This window comes from Gemmatimonadota bacterium (assembly GCA_026706845.1).
GTDB lineage: Bacteria > Latescibacterota > UBA2968 > UBA2968 > UBA2968 > VXRD01.
Window position 1 is genome coordinate 1 of the sequence record JAPOXY010000024.1, and the last position, 25,048, is coordinate 25,048.

Below are 25,048 nucleotides of genomic sequence, written 5' to 3' on the forward strand. Positions count from 1 at the left end.
TTCAAGACGCATCGTCGTGTACCGCGCATCTCCCACCGTACATACCCCTTCAACCCCTTCGTCGGTTTGTACATGCAAAACGTGTACATGCTCTGCCGACTTACCCGCACCCCGCTTTGCCCATCGCTTGCGGGCACCCTGACCGGTTTGTTCCATCCGAAACTGCCCCGTATTGGCGGGCAACTCAAAAACCGAAATCGCAATCGCTCGAATTTTCACTCCCACCTCCTATATCTCAAAGCAAACTCCTGCGTCCATACGCGCTGCAAATGAGACATTGATGGGGATCATGCCCCCTCGCCGGACAATATTCGCGTCCAAAAAAGATAATCTGCAAATGCAGCTTATTCCAAATTTCTGCGGGGAAAATGCGTTTCAAATCCCGCTCGGTCTGCACCACATTTTTGCCATTGGACAATCCCCATCGATAGGCGAGACGGTGAATATGCGTATCCACGGGAAATGCTGGCACGCCAAAAGCCTGAGCCATCACCACCGACGCCGTCTTGTGTCCCACGCCGGGCAATGCTTCCAAACCTTCATAAGATTGGGGCACCTCGCCATCGTGTTCCTCCAGCAAAATACGGGACAAGTCGAAAATCGCCTGCGCTTTGCGAGGCGCCAACCCACATGGACGGATAATGCCTTCAATTTCCTCAACCGACAGCGCAATCATTTTCTGTGGCGTATCTGCCCTGGCAAACAGAACAGGCGTCACCTGATTGACCCGCACATCGGTACACTGCGCCGACAACAACACTGCAACCAACAGGGTATAAGCACTCCCGTGTCTCAGCGATCCTTCGGGATCGGGGTACAACTCGTCCAAAATCTCGGCAATTCTTTCGGCTTTCTCGGCTTTACTAAAACGCTTTTTCAAATTCATCCTCCACACAAATTAAAAACTAATCGCCAGTCTGTGGCACAAACCCTCTGGGAGTTTTCATTTTATGGATCAACAACTGAACACCAATCGTCACCAGAATAACCATACTACCCATCAAATAGGGCAATCGCGCATTGAAATGCTCTGCAACAAGACCCCCGAGGAGCGGACCAAATAAAAATCCACTTCCCACAATCGCTTCGTGAATACCCGTGCGACGGCCTCCTGGACCTTCGGCGTACAAACTATAAAAAATACTCGCTGTAAACGTCACCCCAATCAGCCCGCCCAGCAGCAAAAAACCACAGGCAAAAACAATCGGCTTTGTACCCATCCCGATCAAACCGAGACCAAAAGCTCCCAAAAGCTGAGCAAAAATAATAGGCGACATGCGAAATTGCCATCGATCTGTCCGCGACATCAAATAAAAAACCGCAAGTTGGGTCAAAGCGATCAGCGCGAGTAAAACCCCCAGCAAATTCGGTGAAATGCCGAGATCCGTCGCCAATTTTGGAAAGAGCGCACGTATAAGCCCAATCACAAAAAACGTTGCAAAATTAGCCAGCAATGCAAGGGGAAAAAAATGTCCAGACGTCGCAACAACAGATCTTGTAGCCGCAACACCCGGCTCCGATTCCAAAATGGGAATGACGATCAGCCCCAAAAATAACAGAAGCACAAAAAAGCCAGACAAAATAAATCCGCTAAACGGGTGGAATGCGAACAACACACCACCTGCGGCTGGGCCAACAAACACGCCCAATGTCCACGCCACATTGAATCGCCCCAATGCAGGCAAGAGCACATCCCGCGATTTCCCACGCCCAAGATAGGCTTGCATCGGAGGCCAATAATGTGCAATGGCAACAGCAGTAAGCACAGAAAGCAAAATAAAATGCCAGATGCGATTGACACCGATATATCCCACAAATGCCAGAAAAAGACAAAAACTCCCAATTCTCATAATCTGGCGATAACCCATCCGGTCTGAAAGGCGGCCTGACACAAGACTGGTCACAGAATAAGCCAATGCACCCCAAGCATTGATGTGCCCGAGATCGTCATAAGTCGCACCGAATCGCAGGGCGTATAATGGAACGCAAATGCCCACAATGGAAAAACAGCTATCCATTAAAAAGGCATTGACATACAAAAAAGTATCTTTTTTCACAAAAGGAAATATCTCCTAAAAAAAAAGGGACTCAAAAGAGTCCCTTCTCATTTTTTACAAAAAACATTGTGCTACTTACTGTGCCTCTTCTTCTCCACCGCCCATTGGATTGAGGATGCGATCAATCTGGTCTTCGCAATATTTCTTGTACTGGCGATTAGTGACCCCTTTTTTGTAGTGCGCTATCGCTCTTTCTTTTTGGCCAAGCTCGCGATAACAATCGCCCAGGATGACATTGGCGGCCACTCTCCATTCAGACGAAGACAAAGCTCTATTGGCGTGCCTGATGGCATTTTGGTATTGCTTGAGACCAAAATAAGGTTCAGCTATCCGATAGTTTACCTCGGCTGTATTCTTAATGCCCAGTGCCCTTTTATAGGCAGCAACAGCATTTGTGTACTGCCTACCATTTGAGTAGGCATTGCCTAATGCCTTATGAACATCTGCATTTTTAGGATCAACCTGTGCCGCTTTTGAAAGCACGGAAATTGCTTTGCTATTTTGCTTCATCGCCTGATAGACCACTGCCAGGCTCAGACGAGATCTCGTATCTTTTGCATCCGCTTGAATCGCCTTTAAGTACGCCCTTGCTGCACTGCTATTTTTTCCTGTCGCCCTGAAGAGATCGCCCAAACCGCGATGGGCTTTGCCATAGTTCGGATTCAGCTCAATGGCTGTTTCAAGTGCTTCGCGCGCGGCATTCACACTGCGAGCACTTCTATGTGCCAATCCCAAATTGTAAAATACGGTCGCATCCGAAGGATCGACTTGCGTGGCACTTTCATACTGAGCCGCGGCGGCCTTGTAATTGCGTCGCCTGAACAACGTGGTGCCTTCTTTTAGATACGCTACCTTTAATCTATCTCGTGCCTTGCCGTCGGCAAAATTGGGATCAATCGACAGCACCTTTCGCATGCTGGCCTGGGCACCTGTATAGTCTTGGGTGGCCTGTAATTGCAATTCGCCCATCTCAAAATAAGCGGCTGCGTAGTCCGTCTTAATTGAAGTTGCCATTTGATAAGCTTCAATGGCCTTTTTGTAATTGCGAAGCTTTTGATATGTCTTGCCCATTGCTCGATATGCCTGCGCGTTTTTAGGATCGAGCTTTACAGCTTCCTCAAAGGCTTCGAGTGCTTTTTGATACTGCCTTTTTTTGTATAACTCCTGTCCGGCATTGTACTTTTCAGCCGATTCGGGACTCACTCCCTGTGCAAGGGCAGAACCGGCTACCAGCACAGACAATGAAAGCATCGCAAGGAAGGAACGCATGGACATGGGGAATCTCCTGTATTTTGAACCTTTACAAAGACTTAAAATTCGGATTAGGCAGTATATATTGTAAAATTTCGGCGTATCTGTCAAGCATTGTTTACATATTTACACAAAAAAGGCCATTGTACACCCTGCACAATGGCCTTTTGCGAACAAACTACCATATCAATTCAGGCGAAAAGACATCGGCTGAGTCATCCACACAGAAACCGGCTTGTCATTTTGTTGGGCTGGTTCAAACCTGAATTGCAGAACAGCATCAATCGCCGCTTGCCGGAAAATTTCTTGCCCTCTAAGTATACTCACATTGCTTACCCGACCATTCTTATCAACCAAAAACTTCAAAAACACTTTTCCAGTCAACCCGGCTTTGCGGGCAATTTCAGGATATTTAGGATTTACCTGCTTTATGACTTTTGGTTTTTGCTCAACCATATAAAACTCGAGGATTTCTTCTTCTTCCTCATATGAACCCGGCGGCGGTGGCGGCGGCATATCGACCATTGCATCGTCAAAATCGAGATCTGTGCTCTCAATAGTCACGTCGTCGGGCACATCGTCGCTCTCTGTTTCAATTGGCACAGCAGGTCGTGGCGGCGGTGGTGGACGTTTGATCTGACGGGTTTCTGGAATATCCACATTTTCAATAATGATCTGTTTCTTCTGGCGATTACTCGCAGAGGCTTCAAAAGTTGGAAAAATCACAGCCACGGCGGTGTGCAGGACAAACGTGGCCAATGTGCAATATCCAAAAACCTTATTATAAGAACGGCGCAAATCGGCTTCTGGTGCTTTTCCCCGAATCATTGCCATAGCTTACCCCTCTCGGTTGGTCGCAAAGTTGATGCGTAGCGCATCGGCCTTGCGCAATTCTTCCATCACACTGCTGATCAATCCATAAGGCGCGCGGTAGTCGCATTTGAGTGACACGACCATACGGGGATCTTTGACGCGACGGTCGTAAAAAATCCCGGCTACCTGATCGATATTCGCCAGCTTGTCGTCAATATAGATTTTGCGATCAGCAGAAACCCATAAATAGTTGATGTGACGGCGCTTCTTGAGCTCTTCAATTTTTTCGGCCTTGGGCATAATAATGCCCGTCACGCGGTAGCGGACAAAAACCGTAGAGACCATAAAGAAAATGAGCAGCAAAAAAGTAATGTCGGCCATAGATCCAGTCGGAATGCTATGTGAGACACCACCCTTTTTCTTAAAATTCATGAGAACCTCCTGAACTCATTCACTGGGCGAGGCGAGCGAAATTTTATCTGCCCCTGACAATTTAATCTCGTCGAGCACATCGATAAATTGCTCATAGGGCGTTTCTTCGTCTGCCTTTAATGAAATGATCAGCTTATCATTTTGCGCCAATCGCTGCTCAATATCTGCTCGAAGCATATTCAACGGCACACTTTGTTCCAAATTGATGAGAATATCCCCATTGACATTGACCCAGATGTTGCAAATGTTCTTCTTCTGAATCTTCTTGGACTCACCTGGCGGCGGCAAATGCATACCAATGCCCTTATCCTGGTTCATCGTGGTGGTCACCAGAAAGAACACCAGCAGCAAAAACACGATATCTGCCATAGATCCGGTGGGGATTTCAGGTGAAGATTTTTCGCGTCGCTGAAGGGCCATGTTTTAGTCCTCCTTGCCGTAGCCCAACTGAATCAGGTCATCGACAAATTGATTGGAGCTTTCCTGGAGATCGATGATGATCTTGTCAATCTTTGACAGGAAGAAGTTGTATGCAGCCTGCACTGGAATAGCAACCACCAGACCCGAAGCTGTTGTAATCAAAGCTTCAGAAATACCGCCAGCCACAACACTGGGATCAACATCGCCAGCAGCGGCAATATCGTTAAACGCCCGGATCATACCCGACACAGTGCCGAGGAAGCCGACGAGGGGTGCCAGATTTGCGACTGTGGAAAGCCACACGAGACCACGCTCGAGAAAAGCCATTTCGATAGCGCCGGATTCTTCAATCGATTTTTCCACATGCTCAATACCGCGATCCAAACGCAACAACCCTGCATGCAACACCGTGGCGACCGGGCCACGTGTATTGGAACACAACTCGGCAGCACCTTCTGGCCCATTTTGCTTGAGGGCATCCTGAAGCTCTACCATAAACTCTTTGGCATTGATATGTGCCTTAAAAAGCGTGTAAAAGCGCTCGATAATCACCACAACGCCAAAAAACAACATCACCAGCAACGGATACATAAAGTTTCCGCCTTTAATAAAAAGATCAACCATGCCACATCTCCCAGGTTAGGTTATGAATTGCGAAAAATGGATTAACAACATAAAACCTTTTACTTCTTACCTTCGGTTTCCACCTCCTCCTTTTTCTTTTTACTGCCTTCAAAAAATTCTCGACGCTTCTTTTCTTCTTCGGTCAGAGGTGGATCAAGTGTTTGGATCATTGCGTTGGCATTGCCCCTCCACTGCGGGTCTTTTAACGCCCTTCTATACCATATCAAGGCATTGATCGAATCCTGTTTTGCACTTGAATTTTCCCACCTGTTAAAATAATGATCGCCCCTCATATAGGGATACCTGCCATTTTGGGGATCTTGTTTCAGCCCCTTATTAACCCACTTGAGACTCCCGGTCAACTCGGCCAGTTCTTCAATCACGCCCAAATTGTCGGGCTGCATGGCGTATAATTTTTCAAGCCGATCAACCACCCAGCTCTTGGATTTACTCAACCTCTTACCCAATTTAATGGTCTCTTCCAAAAAGAAAACACTCGAGACATCGTTTTGATACAATTTTTCAAAGGCATCAAAGGCTTTATCATCCTCGCCTCTTCGGTCGTACATACCCGCCAATTTTTCCAGCGTAGCATAATCATCGGGATTTATCTCCAGCACTTTTTCCATTTCGGCCAGAGCTTCGTCCTCGCCGCCTGTTCGCAGGTGTAATTTACCAATCATATCCCGCACTTCGGGCTCATCGGGAGCCAATTCACCCCACATTTTGGCATAATCCAATGCTTTTTCATAGTCTTCAGTTTCAACATTCAAACTGACCAGCGCGTGATAATATTTAATTTTTTCCTCTGCCGTGAGGTCAAATGCCAGCAACGCTTCATAATTCTCAATGGCTTTTTCGGGCTGCTCCTGTATAATATAGATGCGTGCTAATGCAACGTGTGCTCCCCTGGTGTATTTGCTTGTAGGCTCAAGTTCAACAGCTTTTTGAAACCAGGTAATCGCATCTTCGTACCTTTCTATTTCTTCGTACAATCTGCCCAGGTATCGAGCGGTAGTTGCTCTTTTGGGATTAAAACCCCACGATTTCAAAAATTGCGTTTCGGCATCTTCGTATTGCTTGCTCTTGAGATATCGAGCACCAAAAGACAGGTGTTGGCCGGCTTTCTTAATAGAATCCGCCTTTGTCATCTCGGGTTCGCCATCTTCGGCAAAACAAAATGACGCTGTACCCAGAACAAAAAAACCGCACAACAAAGCCAAAAAACCAGATCGGAATTTCAAATCCAAAATCATGGTTCCAGTCTCCATGCTATATGGGATGAAAATTCGCAGAAAACGGCACATCACAGGCCGTTTCCCTTACTTAGCAGGAAAAATATACAACCCACAGCAAAAAATAATGCACACAAGTATCGGGGCAGAAGAATCTAATGAATGAAAAAAAACCTGTCAAGCCTAAATCTGCTTCAAATTAAACGAAATACAAATCAATAGAGTTCCCGGTATATCCAACACTGCAACAATGTTTTATGAGAAGTGTTAATTATCCCAGCCTTAAAAATTCAAGATGGCTAATCAGTTAATGACGGTATTAGAAGTTTGAGTTGATAAAAACTAAAAAATAAAAGCAGCAAAGACCAGTGTCAACTCCTTTTCCAGAGACACTGTAAACAAAATTCTATTTCACGCATTGACAGAACAAAAGAGAAGCGGTATATTTGGCAAATATAGTCGCGATTTGGAGAACCATCATGCACCAGAGGTTTTACACTTATTGTTGTCGGAAAAAACGGCGGATTACACCTCCGCCAGGCCTCAGAGCGGGGTGTGTAACTGTGCCTGCCTCCTGAAACCCCTTGATGTGTCTGCGTCAAGGGGATTTTTGTATTCGACTCAAAAAAGAGAGAAATAATCCTCATCAACTTTCTCGACTTCACTATAGAAAGGACATGTGATGGATAAATCAACAGATAAAATAGTCAAACAAGGTCTCACCTTTAACGATGTTTTGCTCGTGCCCTGCAAATCGGAAATTTTGCCCAAAGACACCGACCTCGGCACGCGACTCACGCGCAACATAAAACTCAATATCCCTCTGGTGAGCGCCGCTATGGACACCGTAACAGAAGCGCGTCTCGCCATTGCGATGGCGCAAGAAGGCGGCATTGGAATCATCCATAAAAATCTCTCCGTTAAAGAACAATCCCAGGAGGTCGAAAAAGTCAAACGATCAGAAAGCGGTATGATTGTCGATCCCGTGACCCTATCGCCCGATCACTACATATCAGAAGCTCTGGAACTCATGCAAAAGTACCGCATCTCGGGTGTCCCAATCGTCGCCCAGGGCAACCGCCTCGTCGGCATTTTGACCAACCGGGATCTGCGCTTTGAAAAAAATCTCAATCGTCGAGTCAAAGATGTCATGACATCCAAAGGGCTGATAACCGCCAAACTGGGCATTTCACTTGAAGACGCGCAGGAAATACTGCAACAACACCGCATAGAAAAGCTGCCGGTTATCGATAATGCGGGCGTCTTAAAGGGCCTGATAACAGTCAAAGACATCGAAAAGAAAATCCAATACCCCAACGCCTGCAAAGATGACCTCGGGCGTTTGCGCGTTGGTGCGGCAGTCGGCGTTGGTGAGGATGCAGAAGAACGCACTGCCGCGCTGATTGAACAGGGAGTAGATGTCATCGTAATCGACACGGCGCACGGACATTCACGCGGCGTGCTCGAAGCCGTAGAGCGCTTCAAAAGCAAATATCCCAAAACCGACCTCATCGCAGGCAATATCGCCACAAGAGAAGCTGCAGCCGATTTGACCGCGGCAGGTGCCGACGCCATCAAAGTAGGTATGGGACCCGCAACAATCTGTACCACGCGCGTGATCGCCGGCATTGGCGTACCTCAAATCACAGCCATTATGGACTGTGCCGAAATCGCCGCCAAAACCGGTGTTCCCCTGATCGCCGATGGGGGCATCACACAATCTGGCGACATCACCAAAGCCATTGCCGCAGGCGCCCATTCGGTCATGATAGGTTTCCTATTTGTAGGCACGGACGAAAGCCCTGGCGAAACCGTTATCTATCAGGGCCGCACATTTAAAGTCTATCGGGGCATGGGATCATTGGGTGCAATGCAGCGCGGTAGCAAAGACCGCTATTTCCAGGGCGAAGTTGAAGCGACCAACAAACTCGTACCCGAAGGCATTGAAGGACAGGTGCCTTACAAAGGGTCTCTTTCGGGTTTTATCTATCAACTCATAGGTGGTCTTCGCGCGGGTATGGGCTATTGTGGCACGCGCACCCTCGACGAATTGCGCAACAATGGGCGTTTTGTGCGCATCACCTCTGCCGGCATTCGAGAAAGCCATGTTCACGACATCGCCATTACCAAAGAAGCGCCCAACTATCGGCTCGACTCGACATATTAATACCAAACCCCATGCCAGACCGTCCCAACATTCTCGTCCTCATGACCGATCAGCAGCGAGCCGATGCCCTGGGTTGCGCTGGAAATACAACAATCCGCACGCCCAACCTCGACGGACTCGCCAATTCGGGTGTACGCTTTACACAGGCCGTCACGCCCACCCCCGTCTGCGTTGCCGCGCGCATGAGTTTTATCACCGGTCACAGAATGTCCCGGCACCACTGGACAGACAACAGTGCGCTACCTGGGCCCTTACCCGAGCTTCCCACCATCATGACGCTTCTTCTCCGCGCCGGGTACTGGACGCAGGGCATTGGGAAAATGCACTTTCGCGGTCGGCACTACGGCTTCCGAAATCTCCTCACAATGGAAGAATGCATCGATCACCGGGTCGATGACGACTACCTCCGCTATCTGCGAGAAAACGGTGTTCGCACCCGTTTTCCCAAAGGCATCCGCGATCTGCTCTTCTTCCAGCCCCAAACCTGTGGCATACCCGTTGAACACCACAAAAATACCTGGGTCGCCGACCAGTCCATTGACTTTCTCCGCGAACACACGCGCTATCGCGCCAATCAACCCTTTTTCCTGTGGAGTTCCTGGATATCACCGCATCCGCCCTTTGCGCCCTGTGAACCGTACGACGACATGTACAACCCCGCCGACATGGCACTCCCGCCATTTGCCGAGCGCCCTATCGAAACCCTGCCCCCCAATTTTTACGGCAGCCGCGGACGTCTGGATGGAGCTCACCGCGACCCCGACCGTCTGCGCCGTCTGCGCGCCCTTTACTATGGCCTCATCTCCCATGTTGACGACGGCATCGGTCGCATTTTGAATGAACTCGAAACCCTCGGTCTATCCGATAACACCGTCGTCCTCTTTGTCTCAGACCACGGTGAAATGATGGGCGAACACGGCCTTTCGCAAAAAAACTGTCCTTATGAATCCTCCGTCCGCATTCCATATCTCCTCCGCTGGCCCGGCAAAACGCGAGCAGGGCAACAACGCGATGACCTCGTCAGCCTGCTCGACTTCTTTCCCACCCTCATAGAAGAACTCGACCTCCAGTATCCAGAAGAACATGGCCCGTTACCAGGAGCGAATCTCCTCGGCACAACAGGTGGGGGCCTGGCAGAGCCTCGAGAATCCGCGATTATAGACTACGGCAAGGGCAAAGGACGCTGGATTTCAGCGCGCAACCAGAAACACAAATACGCCTTTTTTGCCCACGGCGGAATCGAAGAACTCTACCACCTTGAAAACGATCCACACGAACAGCACAACCTCATCGCCCAAAACCCCGCATTGGTGTCAAAATTTCGCGATCAAATCATCGCCTGGGAACGACAATATGGCCTGAGTAATTCGCTTGACGGCGATAGACTGCGCTTGTATTCCGGTCCGGCCCGCATACCCACAGAAAAAGAATGCCGCACGGTCATCCTCAACGACGGCCCCTGGCCCAAGCGCTTGCCCGACGATGAAAAAGACAGCATCGAAACCTTTGCCGAAGCATTTACCCGCGCCATCAGCAAAGAAACCACCTTATCGCCCGACAAATTGAGCATCGGAAAATATAAAGAACAAGTACTCAAACGCAGCCCTCGGGATATCGCCGCAGAATCGCTTGAAGGCACACCCTGGGAAGACGCATGGCACAACGCATAAGCACTGACAAAATTCATTCATATTAGATAATCCGATTAATCCCATGCCAGACTACGCCACTTTTGAAAACCGCTTAAAAAATATCGCGCACCCCGACATTGCCCATCGCATCATTGGCCATGTTCACGGTTATGCTTTTCATTGCCTCACAATTGGCAAACCCGCGCCATCAAAACCGAATATTCTCCTCTCGGCAGGTGTACACGGCGATGAACCCGCAGGCGTCGAAGCCATCCTTCAATTTCTCGAACGCGATCTCAAAGATATAATCCATCGCTTTCACATCGTCGTTTTACCCTGTGTCAACCCTTCTGGATACGTCAACAACCAGCGAGAAAACATTCAGGGTGAAGACATTAATCGCGCTTTCAAAAACGAAGTTCCCGAATCCACCCTTGTCAAACAGCAGCTTGCGGGATATCGTTTTGACGTCTTTCTCGACATGCACGAAGATTACGACGCAACAGGTACTTATTTTTACGAAGGCAAACGCGATAGCGCGTGGTTGGCGCCAGCCATCGCGCACCGGACAAAAAAAATCGGTCCCCTGGATGCGGATACCGGTGAAACCGATATCCCACTCGCAGAGGGCGTCTTGCAAGTCGATCCCGCCTGGGGTGAAAGCGGTTTTACCTCTTATGTCTATATCCATCATGCCGACCATGTCCTGATCACTGAAACATCATCCAATTGGCCTATGGATAGGCGAGCTAAAGTACACCTGCTCGCCCTTGATATGATCCTCGATCACTATTCGACGTCACTCAAAGGAGAACCACGTGAATAACCCAGCATTCGAACCCATTGAAGACGAACCCGGCCTTCCTCGCGTACTGATCATTGGGGACTCCATCTCCATTGGCTATACCGTGCCCGTGCGCGAACTGCTCAAAGGCAAAGCCAACCTCTACCGCCCGCTCACCAACTGCGGACCGACAAAGCGCGGCGTAGAAGAAATCGAAAACTGGCTCGGTGACGGTTCCTGGGATGTCATCCACTTCAACTGGGGATTACACGACATCGTCTATATGACAGAACAGGGTGAACGCGTCGATCCACCGCAGGGCCAACACCAGGTGCGTGCCAACCACTACGAACAAAACCTCGACACCCTGGTCAAACGCCTCAAACAAACCGGTGCCAAACTAATCTGGTGCGCCACCACACCGGTTCCAGAAGGCGCATCCATCCGCAAACCCGGCGACGAAATTGAATACAATGCCATCGCACAAAAAGTCATGGATGCACACGGCATTCCCACACATGACCTCTATACTTATGCTATGGAACGCCTTGACGATATACAACTCCCCGCCAACGTGCATTTTTCAAAAGAAGGCTCTGCTGTACTGGCTAAATCTGTTGTGCAACATATCTCGGATATATTGGACTGAGAATTTTTTTCAGGAGTTTTACATGTCTTATCGCATTGGAATTGTCGGTGCTGGCGGTATCTCGCGTGCTCATGGTCGGGCGGCTGCACAATCTGACCGCGCAGAAATCGTCGCAGTCTGCGATGTCTTGCCCGAAGCAGTTGAGAGATACCGCGGCGAATTTGACGTCCGAAAAGGTTATACAGATCTCGACCTGATGCTCGACAATGAAAATCTCGACATCGCCATCATCTGCACCTGGGGCCGCTATCACGCCAGCCTGAGCAATCAAATTGCAAAATCGCAAAAAGTTCGCGCCATCCTCTGTGAAAAACCCATCACACAAACCGCTGCAGAATGCCGAGAAATGGTCGCCTGCGCCAAAGCCAACAATATCCTCCTCGCCGAAGCCTTCAAATTCCGACATCACCCCTTACATCTCAAAGCCAAAGAAATTCTCGACAGTGGAAAAATCGGACCTCTGAGCAACATTCGCAGCACCTTTTGCACGGGCGTTTCAGACGACCGCCGAAAACCCGAACTCAACTGGCGTTTCAACAAAGAAAAAGGCGGAGGCGCAGTCTATGACCTGGGTTGTTACAACACCCATCACGCCCGCTTCATAGCCAACGCCGACCCCATCCGCGTCTATGCCACGGGAGAATTTGGTCGAGAAGTGGATGAAACAATTATCGCCATCTACGAATTTCCCAATCACGTCACCGCCCAACTCACATTTAGCTTCAAAATGGCCTCCTCACAATATTTTGAAATCTCAGGCATCGATGGCATGTTGCGAACAGAACTCGCATGGAACAACGAAAACCGGCCCACGACCCTTGAGGTCCGCACCCGCGATGGCATTGAAACCCATGAATTTGAACCCGTCTTTCAATTCCTGAACCAGCTCCATCACCTGTGCGATTGCCTTGACACCGGGCAGCCACACCGCATCCCACCCGAAAACAGCATTGGCAATATGAAAACCATGGACGCCATCTACGAGTCCATAAAAACGCAACAACCCGTTGACATTTCCTGAAATCATGAAACTGCACTATCTCCAGCATGTACCTTTTGAAGGACTGGGCAGCATTGCATCCTGGGCAAAAGCGCGTCGCGCTCAAATTTCGCGCACGCGTCTCTTTGCTGGCGAGGCATTGCCATCAGCCGATGAAATTGATCTGTTAGTCGTCATGGGAGGACCCATGGGCGTCTATGACGAACGCGACTATCCCTGGCTCATACGAGAGAAGGAATTTTTGAAACAGGCGATGGATTCAAATACACGGATACTGGGCGTCTGCCTGGGTGCCCAACTCATAGCCGACGTACTCGGAGCCAAAGTCTATCCCAACGACCACAAAGAAATCGGCTGGTTTCCCATTGAAGGCGTGCAAACGCATGAAAAAATCGGGCTGTTACTCGCACAGGCTGGCAAAGTCTTTCACTGGCATGGCGATACTTATGACCTCCCCACTGACGCGACTCATCTCGCCAAAAGCCGTGCCTGTAAGAATCAGGCATTCTCTGTAGGCGATCAGATACTCGCACTGCAATTTCACCTGGAAACAACGCGCAGCGCAGCCCGGGCATTGGTCGATAACTGTGGGCACGAAATCGTCGAAGCGCCCTATATTCAGCCCGCCTGCGAAATACTGACAGATCAACGCGAATTTGAACGTATCAACATCCTCATGGCGGAATGTCTCGATCTGTTTGCGGGAAATATCAAAAAATAAAAAAGCGACCCTTAAGGCCGCTTTCTCCATAGATCAAATTGCAGGTTTACCTCACTGAGATCCCGTCATCCTCGACACAGTCCGAAACGCGATCTCCCTCGGGTAAAAGAATCCCCGTATCCGTCCGAGAATCCGCCACTCATTCAAATCCACCACTGTAAGTCCCGGTCCCCCAGCCTGTCGCACAAGCGTTGCAACATAAGCCCGAGAGCCATCGGGCGAAACCCCGAGTATCGTCGAATCATTCCCCAATCGCAATGTGCGAACAATCAAATTGTGCTCCACATCAATTTCCAATAACACGCCCACTGCGCTCACGTATAATAACTTTTTATCGGGCGAAAACTCTGCGCCAAACGAACCCTCCTGATCAATCTGAAGCGCACCCACCACCTGATTGGTATTGAGATCTAAAACAGAAATCACACCGCGACTCCAATTTGTCACATAAGCGCGCGTGCCATCCTGCGTAATTGAGATCTCTAACGGAATATCACCGATAATTATCCTCGCCGTAACCGTCATCGTTGCCAAATCAACGACCTCCACATTTCGATCGGTTTGATTTGCCACATACAACTTTGTGCCATCGGGCGAGAGCGCGACGTCAATTGGTCGGTCGCCCACCAGGATAGAATCCACAGTAACGCCATTCACCACATCCACCACGCGAACCAGGTCCTGTATTTGATCGGCCACATAAGCCCGCGTCTGATCGGGACTCAACACTGCTTTGCCCCGCGATTCAACGGGCACGCTAAACTCCACCTGATGGCGCGTGTCCAACTTGAAAAAACCAAACACCTCCGCCACATAAATCGACTGCTGATCCGCAGACACTATAACCCCACCCGGACCGCGATAGGGCATATAATCGAGTATCAGATGTGAATCGGAATCCAGTGCTATAACCGAACTATCATCTATATCCGCCACATAAATGATATATCGCTCTCCGCTCGGTTCAGCGGGCGTCTGCGCTTGACCATAAGAAGAACTAAATGCCAAAAAATCGTTAAAATTCGTGACCCCGTCCTCATTTAAATCCGTGCGAGGATCATAGATCTCACCTTCAGTATCCGCATTAAAACTATTGACAAAGTACAAAAAATCAGTAAACGTCACCTCGCCATCGCCATCAAAATCCGATGCCATAGGACCGTTAGCCACCCAAAACACCTTCGTCTCAGCCCGCAGGTCTCCCCCGTTCAGGGCCATAAGCATACAAAGCACAGCGCAAAAGCGTAAATTCATCGGGATACGTCCTTTCTCAATTGTCGGTAGCAAAACAAGCGGTCAGTCCCAACCACTCAACCCAACCAGCCTCCTGTCCCCTTTGTGGCTTAGTGTCTTTGTGTGAGTAATTTATCACTCCCTATCTCGTTGTCCCTCAAAAACGGACAACAATTCATAAAGCATAACCCCTGCAGCTACAGACACATTTAGAGACACTTTTGTTCCCAACATTGGAATATGCACAACGCCGTCGCACAAACGCAGTGTCTCGGGACGCACGCCCGTCACCTCATGGCCCAAAATCACAGCCACCGGCCAGCGATAACAAAAATTTCGAAAATCGACACTATCTGGCGTCTGCTCTAATGCAACCACCTGCACACCTTGTGAGCGCAAATCGCCAATTACCTCTTCCGTATCCCGTTCATAATGCCAGGGCACGGTCTCTTCTGCGCCCAACGCCACGCGACTGATCTCTTTGCGCGGAGGACACCCCGTAAACCCCGTCAAATAAACCCCCGATGCATTGACCCCATCTGCCGAGCGAAAAATCGCGCCCACATTAAACAGTGAACGAACATTTTCCACAACCGCATATATGGGATATCCATCGGGTTTGGAAAGCAAATTCATCAGATACAAAAACGCAAGAAGTAAAAACGCTCTCGCGTCTTACTTCTCGCGTCTCACCTTTTATCGGTCAATTACTCGGGTAGTTCAATCCAGAAACTCACCCATCCTGAAATTCTTCTAATCTATATATCCCGCTTCAGCAGGTGATTCCTGAGATTTTGCGGAACCATTAAAGCGGGTGCGCACCCGTTGAACGGCCTCTCCCAGGCGCGAGCGCGTATTTCGCCCCGCTTCCGTTCCCAAAAACAATCCCAGAATAGCAAGGCCACCAAGAGCAAGGCCTACAACGAGTCCTACCCAGAAAAATTCGCGATGCACTTCTTGTCGTCGCCACATAACACACTCCTTGGAAATATCTCCCGATTATTTAACCTACAAATTTAAAATGCCCGTCTAATTTCAACCATACACGACGCGAAGTCAAGCGGAAATAGGCATTCAGGAGCAGGCGAACCGACCGAAACAATTTATAGCGCAAAAAAAAATTATCCCTATTTTAAGGAACATGCCCAACAAATGGATGCAAAAACTCGACCGTGCCATTGACGCTCAACGCAAAAAAATTGTACGCATCCGCCGCGATCTGCACATGTATCCCGAACCCAGCGGTCGCGAAGTGGAAACCACGCGCTATCTCGTCAAATTATTACAACAGACCGGATGCCATGTACAGACAGGTCCCAGAGGTTGTGGCGTTATAGCCGACAATACATTGGAAAAAACGCGTATAGGCATGCGAGCCGATATCGACGCACTTCGCATACAAGATACCAAAAACGTGCCCTACCGCAGCCGCGTACCAGGCGTGATGCACGCCTGCGGACACGATGGTCATACAGCCACCGTGCTCGGTGCTGTTCTGGGCCTTCTGGAATGCGACCGGATATTGCCGTGGCCTGTACACTGGCGCGCCATCTTTCAACCTGCTGAAGAAACCAACCGGGGTGCCAAAGACATGATTGCCTTTGGTGCCCTCAAAAACGTCTGTGGCCTGCTCAGTCTTCACCTCGACCCCTCGCGTCCAGCAGGCACAGTGGGCACGCGCAAGGGCGTACTCACAGCCAATTGTGCCGAAATAGAAATTTGCATCCAGGGCCGGGGCGGACATGCCGCACGCCCCCGGGAAACGCGAGACCCCATCGTCGCTGCCGCCCAGGTCATCACTGCACTCTATCAATCATTGCCTCGCAATGTAGATGCCCACGACCCGATTGTCATATCAATTGGGCATATCTCTGCGGGCGAAAATCCCAACGTCATACCCGGCCAGGCTCTGCTTCGCGGCACCCTTCGCACCCTCAGTGACAGATCTCAAGCCCATGCTATGGATCACATCCTCAAAATTGCCAATGGCATAGCCAATCTCACCGATACGGAAATCGATGTTCGCTTTCTCACCGGTCCCTCATCGGTCAATAACGACCCCATACTCACCGAACTGATCCGCCAAAATGCCGTCAATTTATTGGGCCAAACACGTGTTCAGACCATTGCCAAACCGAGCATGGGGGGCGAAGACTTTGCCAATTATCTCGACCATGTGCCCGGCAGCCTGTTTCGACTGGGGTGCATGCCCGCCCGGGGCAGTGCTCCGCCCTTGCATGCACCCGACTTCGACATTGATGAACGCGCCCTGATCATAGGCGCCAAAATACTCGCACGCAGCGTCGTCAACTATTTCGATCCGTCGCGAAAAAAGAATGGAGATTGCCATGACCCGACTTGAATTTAATCCCAGTACGCAACCCACCCTCGGCGTGGAAATAGAACTGGCTCTGGTCGATGCCAATACCATGGCTTTGTGCAGCAAAAATGCCGCGATCCTCAATCGCATTCCCGGCGAATATGCCGACAAAATCAAGCCCGAATTGATGCAGTGCTATGTTGAAATCAACACCGATATATGTGAAAGTGTCAGCCATGTAGAAGCCGATCTCAAGCCAAAACTCCAGACGCTATCCAGCGTAGCAGCCGCCGAGAAAGTCCAGCTCTACTGGTCGGGCACACACCCATTTTCCACCTGGCGCGAACAAAAAATCACACCCAATGACCGATACAGGGGCCTCGTCAACCTTCTCCAGGACACCGCCCGACAACTGGTCACATTTGGCCTCCACGTACACGTGGGCGTCAACAGCGGCGACAAAGCCATAATGATCTGCGACCGAATACTGCGCTATTTGCCCGTCTTGCTGGCGCTTTCTTGCAACAGCCCATTCTGGGAGGGTCGGGTCACGGGCTTGCACTCGTGGCGATCAAAAGTAATGGAGGGCCTCCCCACTGCTGGGCTGCCCCCCTTAATGCGCAACTGGAGTGAATACGTCTGGCTGATCAACCACCTCATCGACACCGGCTATATCGAATCCATCCGCGAAATCTGGTGGGACGTGCGTCCCCACCACGCATTTGGCACCGTTGAAGTCCGCATTTGCGACATTCCCGGCACTCTCGAAGACACATTGGGATTGGTCGCACTCGTACAGTGTTTAATTTGCAACCTGTCCGACGAAATCGACCGGGGAATCTATCAACACGACAGCCACCCCATGCTCATCCGCCAAAACAAATGGCACGCCTCGCGATACGGCATCGAAGCACAACTGGTCGATTCCACCTCTCACAACCTCAAATCCGTCCCCCAAATAACCGAAGAACTCGTCGAAAAACTGCTCCCCATGGCCGAACAACTCAATTGCGTACCCTATCTCAAACACGTCCTCGACATGGCTCACCAACCCACCTGGGCGCAACGGCAAATGGACCTCCTTGCCCTCACTGGCGACCCCGCAGAAGTCGTCCGCCGTCTGATTAACGATCCATCTTCTTGACCGAATTGCCAACAGACTGCAGAAACTTCACAACTTCTGCGGCTTCCTTGCCTCCCTTTTTGGCATGGATCATCAGCGCAATCCCGTGTGGCCCCTTTTCATTTACAACCGCTGGATTGTCGTTCACCACCGCCTGTACGATTTCGAGCTTGCCCAGCATGGCCGCCGCAAACAAATCGATACGCGCGCCCTTGTTCAGCAAAAACTCGGCAATGTCCTTGCGACCCATGTGTGCTGCCGCGCCCAGTCCTGTTTCCCAGTCGCCGCCTCCCCAATCCCAGGAAGAATTGACGAGTGCCGGTTCTTTCTCAAGCAGCTTTTTTACACTGTCGAAGTCGCCGTGCGCATCTTGGACAAATTGGTTGACGAGTTCTGGTGCAATAGCAGAATTATTTTGTGACATGTTTTCCTTCCTCTCTTGTCGCGGTGCAGCAAAATATTTTGACGATCTGAAAATTCAACAAATTTTAATAACATTTAACTGCGGATGCAACGAGAATGAAGAAAAGTTTCAGAGGGAGTTAATTCCTCCTTTGGACCTCTCTCCTCATCCGTGCTATAATCTAAAATGCCCGACGAAACCGCACCCAAACCCGCCAATCAACCGGATCATTCGCGTCCAGCGGACGGGCAAAAAACACGCGCAAATTATCGGTCTTTAATCCAAAACCCGCGCTCGTTACAACCCGTGTTCCAACAGGCTCCTCATCTGGAAACCACGCCTTACCCGCATCAAAAAATACACCGATGCCAACATCATCCAGGGGCCAGTCATCTCGAAAATGAGCTTCGCCATCAACCCAATAAATCGCATTAAACAACACCATGCGATCTCCCTCATAAGCATTCAATCCATAACCTCTAAGCGAAGAAGGACCCCCGAGACGATAGAGAAATTGCACGGGCACATGTCCTCGTCCAGTACCCGCGCGAACGCGCAAATTCAATTGGGTCCCACGCCCCGCATACTGATAGCGGCGCACATCCAGGATATAGCGTTCAAAATCAAAATCGCCTCCCAAAATACCACCTGCTTTCTCTGCCTGTGCCATTAAACGCCACCCCTGTCGAGACCGTCGGCTCGCACGACTATCTAACTGTAGTGTCCCCATTACACTGCGCATTTGCCCGGACTCAATCTTGGGATTGGGGCGAAAATTCATTCGGCTACCCCATCGATCGCCGAATAGATTCCAGGAAACGCTATTGGGCATCGACTCGAAAACATCTACACCCACCTGTCCTCGAACCTCTACCATGCGGTCAAAATCCCGAAAAATATAAGTACTGGCCCCCTCCCGACGATAATAGTCTCTAAAATCGCGCCGCAACAAAAAGGCAAAAATCGAATTTTCTATTTCATCAATACGCCAATTATCTTGCGTATTTGTCAACCCGTGCAATTCAAAACCCAGCGCAACTATGTTGTCCTTTGACGCACCAGAAAAAGTAAAAAACTCAGCACCAGCCTGATAATCCCATCGATTACTTCCAAATCCATAACCCACTTCGCCATAGTGCGCCACCCCGCGCGAAGTGCGATATTTCAATGGCAAGCGCCAGCCAATAAAAACGCCATCCACGCGATTGTAACGCACCAAAAAATCTTCGTGATCAACGCGCCAAATATTCGAAAATGGAGCAATACGCGCCTTCCAGGTCCTCAGGCGGTGGTGTGCTATGAGGGAGACAGGCGGTTTATATCCAGGCAATAAACGAGCAACGCGACCAAACGCCTCCACCTCTAATTCCCGACCAACAGTTCCCATTTTATCAATTTGAACAACGCCAACCACATTGACCAGCGTTAAAGTGGCAGCCTTGCGATCATGGACCATTGCAAACAGACCAATAACAGCATCTGCTTCCTTCTGCAAATACACCAATACGCGCTCGCGTTTCTTCCATGACTGAACGGTTATCTCCCAACCCATCGCATCTAAATATCGCGCAATTTTATCCATACGCATTGCAATCTCATCAATCGACAGAACATGTACGCGCACCAGCTTCAGATCTGATAGGGCTTCACCAATTTTTTTATTTTTACTTTTGACCCTTTCAGCGACCTGCTTCAACATCAATTGTCCAATAGACACATCCGCAGTGACATCTTTGGACTCAAATACATCCAGTGATTTAACCTCCACATAACCCAAATGACTGGAAATATCTTGTTGTGCATTCGCGATTCCAAAAATCAAAAAACAAATGACACTCGCGCACAAAATCATTCGGCACATATTCTCCTCCGATCAGAATAACAACAAACCCAACCCCACGCTGTACTCCATCCCACTATAATCCGTTTGCCCATCCACCGGCACAGCAAAAGGCTCGACAAACCGATTATAGCCTATGCGTCCACCCAGAACAAAAAACTTCATAAACGGCACATCCAGTCCACCACCCCAATACAACCCATTCACTTCATCGACATTCTCATCCAATACTTTACCCGTGTACCGACCAACGCCTCCTTCGGCATAAGGGCGCAGAGGTGAACGCCACATATTCAAAGGCATATAAATACGCAGACTGACCAGCTCAGATGACACGCCTGCTTTTTTTTCATCGTCAGCAAACGAAAATCCCGAACGAGAATAATTGATCGAAACATGTTCTGTGGGCCAGAATCCAAAAATCCAGGCTTTGCTATCATCCCCCAGTTGCCAGGCACCCCTGCTGCGTTCAAGACGCCATCTGCCGGATAGCCTGTGTGGATAGCGGGCAGATGTCCCGATTGCTGGCTTCCTCAACGCAGGTCCTCGGCTTGTGGTTTTTTCGCGCACTTGAGAGCGAAAATGCCGATTCTCAAGCAAAAACCGCTCACCCTTTTTTAACGCGACCTTTGAATGCAACAATTGCATTCGCTGTTCAAAATGAATGTCATAAACCTCGGGTTCCAATCCCAACTCGAGCGTTTGCCCGGCGGTCTTGTCCAGCTCTGCTACCAGTTGCTCCTGCGAATTGCGCACAAAAAATCGGCCATTCAACTCATCCGACAAAATCAAACTCGCCGACGTCTCTCGCACATCGGTCATCACCACATCGCCTGTACCCGTCATTTTAATATCATAAGCCGGATGCTGCGCCCCTCCCTGCGTTTTTTCGGTTCGCTTCAGCGTATTGCGAAATGCAAACGCATACGCTTCGCTGAGTGTCACCTTACCATCACCAGTCACATCTGCTGCACCCCGCAAGCCAGACACCAGATAATGCGTGAAAAACGATCCGCGAATGCGATCCGATTCTTGTGCAGCCTCATTTTCGGAACTCGAAGTCAAAAACGCATACCCCCGCATATCCGACGACGTATCGACCATAAAGGCTTTTTGCCTTTGCCCGCCTTTCAGGCGCGTAATAGCGCCCGAAGCACACGCATCCAGCACAGTAATATGCACATCCGCCTGAACGCTATTCATTGCATCGCGCAAAGCGCGATAGGTCAACCGATCTTCTCCCAACAGCAACCCATTTTCATCGGCATGCCCCGAATAATACAGGACAACTTCGATGCGACTCGACGATTGGGATGCTTTTATAACCCGAGATTGCAAATCCATCAAAACCCGTTTAAAATTTTCCAAACTCGGCTCGGCCAACAAAAATTGATCCTCAGATTCAACTCCCCCCATCATCTCTAAAACACGAGCAAAATGTTTTGCATCCGATACGGCATAACGCAGTGGTGTGCGTTTCACCCCACCAAAATTTGCGCCAGCCGCCAACACAAAACGCCGCACAACCTGTGTTGCCTCAATTCCCTGAGCACATAACAGCAGACCGATCCCCAACAGTACTGCCCATCGGCGCAACATCACCTGCCCCCTTTGTAAAGCGTAATGGCAAACTGCTCAAATTCTCTTCCCACCCTCAATGAATCGGGACCGCCCTCTGCCGCTTGTGCCACATCGCGCACGTCAAAAGACATATCTGCTGTCAAAAAATAAAACCGTTCCCACTTTGGAGCATCATCCAGTTCGTAAGAATAATCCAGAGACACCGGATCGCCCTGTATCAAGCGCACGGCACTTGTTCCCGATGAGGGCAAATGCCGCGTCACAGTGCCGCGCCCATCCACAGACACAATCACCCCAAAAGGCTTGCCCGCCGCGCGATAAAAAATCTGAATCAAATCGCCTGTATAAGCCACACTGCTATCCGACAATTGTTCAATCTCAGACGCCCTTTTTCGATATAGCAACAAATCCGGCTTTACGCCTTTTAACCGAATGCCATCCATCCCTTTCCGATCCCAGGGTGGCGGCACTTCAGGCCCCGGTAAAAAGATCGAAAAAACAACGGCGAGCAAAATCACAGCGGCCAATGCAAAACGCGGACCGAACCGCGATATACTCGACGGCCCTTGCCCCTCCGACCGGCGCGCAACCTGCCGCGCAACCCACTCAGCCGGATAGGACGCGTGAATTTCTCGATCTGACCCTTCCAATGCCTCCAGGCGCGCTCTCAAATCCGGGTCCTCATCCAGCGCCCTTTGAACAGCTCTCATTTCTTCTTCCGGCAATTCATTCAGCCGAAAACGCTCCAGTTTCCAATCACCGCGTTGTCTCCTCATAGATCCTCCAACTTCTCCAGCGATTCTCGCAACCCCCGCAACCGCTTTCGCACTCCAGAAACCGACATCCCAACCTCCCGAGCGACTTCCGCCAATGTGAAACCATCCACAAAATGTAAAACCGCAATTGTTCGCGTCGAATCTCTGTGCCGGGCAAAAAGCCGGTCGAGCATCGCCCGAGCATCCAACCGCGATTCCAGATCTTCAATCCCAGCAATGTGTATCAACTTCTCATCACCCGGCAGATCGAGCCGCTGATCGCGAATGCGATTCAAACACACATTGGTCGCAATGCGATATAGCAAACTCGACGGATAGGTCGCTTTCAGACGATCCCGGCGTTGCAATACCCGCACAAAAACATCTTGCATGGCATCCATGGCGCGATCTTCATCTCGCAACAACCGCCGACAGCGACGCAACACCATAGGACCGTATTTTTGATATAACAATTCGACATTCATAAACAACCCATCGCTTTATTTTTTTAACACATCACACAGACCAAAATGTTACTTTTTTTTGGCAGGCACAAGATCGAGATGAATTTAAACGCTCGCCTGTGAAGGAAAATTTGGTTGCTTATTTTTTTTATCCTTTATAGATTATCTGTTCTGTCTAACAACCCCCGTCCCTCAAAAACGATTCCACAGGTCATAAACTATGAGCACCCCCGAAACAACACGCGAAACGGCTGGCGATACACCAGCCAATGCCCCTTCAGACGACGCGCCCACTGTCGAAGAACTCGACAAAAAATACGCTGAAGACACACCTGATACCGAATTTGCCGCATTACTCGAAGAAAGCGATAAGCAGAGTCATCGCGAGGTCTCTACTGGCGATAAAGTCACTGGAACCATCCGCGAAATCGGTGACTCCACAGCTTTTATCGACTTTGGCGGCCGCAGTGAAGCATCAATAGACATTCAAGAACTGCGCGACGAATCGGGCGAATTGAAATACAAGGCTGGCGATACCATCGAAGCCTTTGTCGCCAGCACCGATGGCGAAATACGCCTGGCATTTTCGTTGCGCGTTTCCAGTCGTCAACTCCTGCGTCAAGCACATCAAAACGACATGCCCATCGCCGGCAAAGTCACCGGCTTCAATACCGGAGGCCTTGTGGTGAATATCGGCGGCCTTCGCGCATTCTGCCCCATGTCGCAAATCGACACGGGATATTGCGACGACCCGGCTTCGTATGCGGGCCAAACCCACAACTTCAAAATTGTTGAACTGCGAGGCCGCAACAATGTCGTCGTTTCACGCCGCGCTTATCTGGAAGAAGAAAATCGCAAAAAAGCCGACGAGATGCGCCAAAAACTCTCAGAAGGTGAAGAAAGAACGGGAACCATTACACGCATAGAACGCTTCGGCTCTTTTGTTGACCTCGGAGGAGTTGAAGGTCTGGTACACGTCTCGGAAATCAGCCACACCCGTGTAGAAAATCCGCGCAGTGTCCTAAAAAAAGGCGAAGAAGTGCGCGTGAAAATAATCGGCCTCAAGAATCTGGGCAAAAAAAATGAGCGCATATCGCTCTCTATCAAAGCACTGGAAAGAGATCCCTGGGATACGGTAGCAGAGCGCTACCAATCGGGCAGCATCATTACCGGCAAAGTCGTTTCAATCCAAAATTTCGGTGCCTTTGTCGAAATTGAACCCGGTATTGAGGGGCTGGTCCACATCTCGCAGTTCGTCTCGGGAAAACGCATCTCAAACCCCAGCGAAGTCGTTTCAGTCGGTCAAGAAGTCAAAACCTTGATCCGCGAAATCGATTTGGGTAAAAAACGCATTTCACTCTCAATGCGCGCCGTTGAAGAACGAGATAGGCAAACGGCTGAAATTGAGGACATGGCCGCATTCAAATCCAAGCAAACGCAAGAGTCTCAAAGCGACAATGCCATGGCCGACGCCCTTCGCCGTGCAGGACTCGCCTGAGAGGCCGTTAAAATTCAGCGGTCAGTTTTGCGCCATCACGTCTCGTT

General features: G+C 49.9%; 26 protein-coding genes. 9 read left to right on the top strand and 17 right to left on the bottom strand.

Annotated elements, in window-relative coordinates:
• From OXG87_02135 to OXG87_02175, 9 genes are all read right to left on the bottom strand, one after another.
• The coding region (locus tag OXG87_02135) for a hypothetical protein (protein MCY3868325.1) at positions 1-219 on the bottom strand (219 nt) is incomplete at its 3' end.
• Positions 220-235: 16 nt separating this feature from the next.
• Complete coding sequence (nth, locus tag OXG87_02140; GenBank protein ID MCY3868326.1) at positions 236-886, bottom strand: endonuclease III; 651 nt, start codon at positions 884-886, stop codon at positions 236-238.
• Positions 887-905: 19 nt separating this feature from the next.
• Positions 906-2,057, bottom strand: a complete 1,152-nt coding sequence (locus OXG87_02145) for an MFS transporter (GenBank protein MCY3868327.1) — start codon at positions 2,055-2,057, stop codon at positions 906-908.
• A 75-nt stretch (positions 2,058-2,132) separates the two neighbouring features.
• On the bottom strand, positions 2,133-3,332 hold the full coding sequence (locus tag OXG87_02150) for a tetratricopeptide repeat protein (GenBank protein ID MCY3868328.1): 1,200 nt from the start codon (positions 3,330-3,332) through the stop codon (positions 2,133-2,135).
• A 162-nt stretch (positions 3,333-3,494) separates the two neighbouring features.
• Positions 3,495-4,142 carry an energy transducer TonB gene (locus OXG87_02155; GenBank protein ID MCY3868329.1) on the bottom strand — a complete coding sequence of 216 codons (648 nt, stop codon included), beginning with the start codon at positions 4,140-4,142 and terminating at the stop codon, positions 3,495-3,497.
• 3 nt (positions 4,143-4,145) lie between these two features.
• Positions 4,146-4,553, bottom strand: a complete 408-nt coding sequence (locus OXG87_02160; protein MCY3868330.1) for a biopolymer transporter ExbD — start codon at positions 4,551-4,553, stop codon at positions 4,146-4,148.
• Positions 4,554-4,568: 15 nt separating this feature from the next.
• Positions 4,569-4,973 (bottom strand): biopolymer transporter ExbD, encoded by a 405-nt coding sequence (locus OXG87_02165; GenBank protein MCY3868331.1) that lies wholly within the window; start codon positions 4,971-4,973, stop codon positions 4,569-4,571.
• A gap of 3 nt (positions 4,974-4,976) precedes the next feature.
• The gene (locus tag OXG87_02170) at positions 4,977-5,597 is read right to left on the bottom strand and encodes a MotA/TolQ/ExbB proton channel family protein (GenBank protein ID MCY3868332.1); all 621 of its coding nucleotides are present in this window, start codon (positions 5,595-5,597) and stop codon (positions 4,977-4,979) included.
• Positions 5,598-5,656: 59 nt separating this feature from the next.
• Positions 5,657-6,853 (bottom strand): tetratricopeptide repeat protein, encoded by a 1,197-nt coding sequence (locus OXG87_02175; GenBank protein ID MCY3868333.1) that lies wholly within the window; start codon positions 6,851-6,853, stop codon positions 5,657-5,659.
• Positions 6,854-7,514: 661 nt separating this feature from the next.
• Between OXG87_02175 and guaB the strand changes: the two genes are divergently transcribed.
• Genes guaB through OXG87_02205 form a run of 6 tightly spaced genes read left to right on the top strand, consistent with a single transcriptional unit; the run spans position 7,515 to position 13,784 of the window.
• The gene (guaB, locus tag OXG87_02180) at positions 7,515-8,999 is read left to right on the top strand and encodes an IMP dehydrogenase (GenBank protein ID MCY3868334.1); all 1,485 of its coding nucleotides are present in this window, start codon (positions 7,515-7,517) and stop codon (positions 8,997-8,999) included.
• Positions 9,000-9,010: 11 nt separating this feature from the next.
• Complete coding sequence (locus OXG87_02185; GenBank protein MCY3868335.1) at positions 9,011-10,669, top strand: sulfatase-like hydrolase/transferase; 1,659 nt, start codon at positions 9,011-9,013, stop codon at positions 10,667-10,669.
• A 43-nt stretch (positions 10,670-10,712) separates the two neighbouring features.
• Complete coding sequence (locus OXG87_02190; protein MCY3868336.1) at positions 10,713-11,456, top strand: M14 family metallocarboxypeptidase; 744 nt, start codon at positions 10,713-10,715, stop codon at positions 11,454-11,456.
• Positions 11,449-12,063 carry an SGNH/GDSL hydrolase family protein gene (locus tag OXG87_02195; GenBank protein MCY3868337.1) on the top strand — a complete coding sequence of 205 codons (615 nt, stop codon included), beginning with the start codon at positions 11,449-11,451 and terminating at the stop codon, positions 12,061-12,063. The genes OXG87_02190 and OXG87_02195 overlap by 8 nt, the downstream gene beginning before the upstream one ends.
• A gap of 22 nt (positions 12,064-12,085) precedes the next feature.
• Entirely contained in the window at positions 12,086-13,084 is a 999-nt protein-coding gene (locus OXG87_02200; protein ID MCY3868338.1) for a Gfo/Idh/MocA family oxidoreductase, read from the top strand.
• Positions 13,085-13,088: 4 nt separating this feature from the next.
• Positions 13,089-13,784 (top strand): type 1 glutamine amidotransferase, encoded by a 696-nt coding sequence (locus OXG87_02205; GenBank protein ID MCY3868339.1) that lies wholly within the window; start codon positions 13,089-13,091, stop codon positions 13,782-13,784.
• A gap of 51 nt (positions 13,785-13,835) precedes the next feature.
• Here the strand turns inward: OXG87_02205 and OXG87_02210 are convergent, their stop codons facing one another.
• The 3 genes from OXG87_02210 to OXG87_02220 all read right to left on the bottom strand — a co-directional run bounded on the left by OXG87_02210 (position 13,836) and on the right by OXG87_02220 (position 15,989).
• Entirely contained in the window at positions 13,836-15,038 is a 1,203-nt protein-coding gene (locus OXG87_02210) for a dockerin type I domain-containing protein (protein ID MCY3868340.1), read from the bottom strand.
• Between the two features lie 114 nt (positions 15,039-15,152).
• A complete protein-coding gene (locus tag OXG87_02215; protein ID MCY3868341.1) occupies positions 15,153-15,653 on the bottom strand; it encodes an RNA methyltransferase in 501 nt (166 codons plus the stop codon).
• A 117-nt stretch (positions 15,654-15,770) separates the two neighbouring features.
• A complete protein-coding gene (locus tag OXG87_02220; GenBank protein MCY3868342.1) occupies positions 15,771-15,989 on the bottom strand; it encodes a YtxH domain-containing protein in 219 nt (72 codons plus the stop codon).
• A 169-nt stretch (positions 15,990-16,158) separates the two neighbouring features.
• Here OXG87_02220 and OXG87_02225 point away from each other — a divergent pair, with 169 nt between their 5' ends.
• Together OXG87_02225 and OXG87_02230 are read left to right on the top strand one after the other, a co-directional pair.
• Positions 16,159-17,379, top strand: coding sequence for an amidohydrolase (locus OXG87_02225; protein MCY3868343.1), 1,221 nt, complete (start codon positions 16,159-16,161; stop codon positions 17,377-17,379).
• Positions 17,366-18,481 carry a YbdK family carboxylate-amine ligase gene (locus tag OXG87_02230; protein ID MCY3868344.1) on the top strand — a complete coding sequence of 372 codons (1,116 nt, stop codon included), beginning with the start codon at positions 17,366-17,368 and terminating at the stop codon, positions 18,479-18,481. The genes OXG87_02225 and OXG87_02230 overlap by 14 nt, the downstream gene beginning before the upstream one ends.
• Here OXG87_02230 and OXG87_02235 read toward each other — a convergent pair.
• The 5 genes from OXG87_02235 to OXG87_02255 form a co-directional block, all read right to left on the bottom strand.
• Positions 18,462-18,884: an ankyrin repeat domain-containing protein gene (locus OXG87_02235; GenBank protein ID MCY3868345.1), complete on the bottom strand. Its 423-nt coding sequence runs from the start codon at positions 18,882-18,884 to the stop codon at positions 18,462-18,464. The genes OXG87_02230 and OXG87_02235 overlap by 20 nt on opposite strands.
• Positions 18,885-19,044: 160 nt before the next feature.
• On the bottom strand, positions 19,045-20,724 hold the full coding sequence (locus OXG87_02240) for a BamA/TamA family outer membrane protein (protein MCY3868346.1): 1,680 nt from the start codon (positions 20,722-20,724) through the stop codon (positions 19,045-19,047).
• Between the two features lie 12 nt (positions 20,725-20,736).
• Positions 20,737-22,302, bottom strand: coding sequence for a caspase family protein (locus tag OXG87_02245; protein ID MCY3868347.1), 1,566 nt, complete (start codon positions 22,300-22,302; stop codon positions 20,737-20,739).
• On the bottom strand, positions 22,302-23,060 hold the full coding sequence (locus OXG87_02250) for an ActD-like protein (GenBank protein ID MCY3868348.1): 759 nt from the start codon (positions 23,058-23,060) through the stop codon (positions 22,302-22,304). The genes OXG87_02245 and OXG87_02250 overlap by 1 nt, the downstream gene beginning before the upstream one ends.
• Positions 23,057-23,530 (bottom strand): sigma-70 family RNA polymerase sigma factor, encoded by a 474-nt coding sequence (locus OXG87_02255; protein ID MCY3868349.1) that lies wholly within the window; start codon positions 23,528-23,530, stop codon positions 23,057-23,059. The genes OXG87_02250 and OXG87_02255 overlap by 4 nt, the downstream gene beginning before the upstream one ends.
• Before the next feature lie 193 nt (positions 23,531-23,723).
• On the opposite strand from OXG87_02255, the gene OXG87_02260 reads away from it, so the two are divergent.
• Positions 23,724-25,001 (top strand): S1 RNA-binding domain-containing protein, encoded by a 1,278-nt coding sequence (locus OXG87_02260; protein MCY3868350.1) that lies wholly within the window; start codon positions 23,724-23,726, stop codon positions 24,999-25,001.
• Positions 25,002-25,048: the final 47 nt, after the last annotated feature.

Excerpts from the sequence above, each read along its gene's own strand:
- guaB (MCY3868334.1), top strand. The coding sequence starts at position 7,515 with ATGGATAAATCAACAGATAAAATAGTCAAACAAGGTCTCACCTTTAAC.
- OXG87_02230 (MCY3868344.1), top strand. The coding sequence starts at position 17,366 with ATGACCCGACTTGAATTTAATCCCAGTACGCAACCCACCCTCGGCGTG.
- OXG87_02175 (MCY3868333.1), bottom strand. The coding sequence starts at position 6,853 with ATGATTTTGGATTTGAAATTCCGATCTGGTTTTTTGGCTTTGTTGTGC.
- nth (MCY3868326.1), bottom strand. The coding sequence starts at position 886 with ATGAATTTGAAAAAGCGTTTTAGTAAAGCCGAGAAAGCCGAAAGAATT.
- OXG87_02215 (MCY3868341.1), bottom strand. The coding sequence starts at position 15,653 with ATGAATTTGCTTTCCAAACCCGATGGATATCCCATATATGCGGTTGTG.
- OXG87_02185 (MCY3868335.1), top strand. The coding sequence starts at position 9,011 with ATGCCAGACCGTCCCAACATTCTCGTCCTCATGACCGATCAGCAGCGA.
- OXG87_02220 (MCY3868342.1), bottom strand. The coding sequence starts at position 15,989 with ATGTGGCGACGACAAGAAGTGCATCGCGAATTTTTCTGGGTAGGACTC.
- OXG87_02245 (MCY3868347.1), bottom strand. The coding sequence starts at position 22,302 with ATGTTGCGCCGATGGGCAGTACTGTTGGGGATCGGTCTGCTGTTATGT.
- OXG87_02165 (MCY3868331.1), bottom strand. The coding sequence starts at position 4,973 with ATGGCCCTTCAGCGACGCGAAAAATCTTCACCTGAAATCCCCACCGGA.
- OXG87_02250 (MCY3868348.1), bottom strand. The coding sequence starts at position 23,060 with ATGAGGAGACAACGCGGTGATTGGAAACTGGAGCGTTTTCGGCTGAAT.
- OXG87_02210 (MCY3868340.1), bottom strand. The coding sequence starts at position 15,038 with ATGAATTTACGCTTTTGCGCTGTGCTTTGTATGCTTATGGCCCTGAAC.
- OXG87_02160 (MCY3868330.1), bottom strand. The coding sequence starts at position 4,553 with ATGAATTTTAAGAAAAAGGGTGGTGTCTCACATAGCATTCCGACTGGA.
- OXG87_02240 (MCY3868346.1), bottom strand. The coding sequence starts at position 20,724 with ATGTGCCGAATGATTTTGTGCGCGAGTGTCATTTGTTTTTTGATTTTT.
- OXG87_02190 (MCY3868336.1), top strand. The coding sequence starts at position 10,713 with ATGCCAGACTACGCCACTTTTGAAAACCGCTTAAAAAATATCGCGCAC.
- OXG87_02235 (MCY3868345.1), bottom strand. The coding sequence starts at position 18,884 with ATGTCACAAAATAATTCTGCTATTGCACCAGAACTCGTCAACCAATTT.
- OXG87_02260 (MCY3868350.1), top strand. The coding sequence starts at position 23,724 with ATGAGCACCCCCGAAACAACACGCGAAACGGCTGGCGATACACCAGCC.
- OXG87_02225 (MCY3868343.1), top strand. The coding sequence starts at position 16,159 with ATGCCCAACAAATGGATGCAAAAACTCGACCGTGCCATTGACGCTCAA.
- OXG87_02155 (MCY3868329.1), bottom strand. The coding sequence starts at position 4,142 with ATGGCAATGATTCGGGGAAAAGCACCAGAAGCCGATTTGCGCCGTTCT.
- OXG87_02170 (MCY3868332.1), bottom strand. The coding sequence starts at position 5,597 with ATGGTTGATCTTTTTATTAAAGGCGGAAACTTTATGTATCCGTTGCTG.
- OXG87_02205 (MCY3868339.1), top strand. The coding sequence starts at position 13,089 with ATGAAACTGCACTATCTCCAGCATGTACCTTTTGAAGGACTGGGCAGC.
- OXG87_02150 (MCY3868328.1), bottom strand. The coding sequence starts at position 3,332 with ATGTCCATGCGTTCCTTCCTTGCGATGCTTTCATTGTCTGTGCTGGTA.
- OXG87_02200 (MCY3868338.1), top strand. The coding sequence starts at position 12,086 with ATGTCTTATCGCATTGGAATTGTCGGTGCTGGCGGTATCTCGCGTGCT.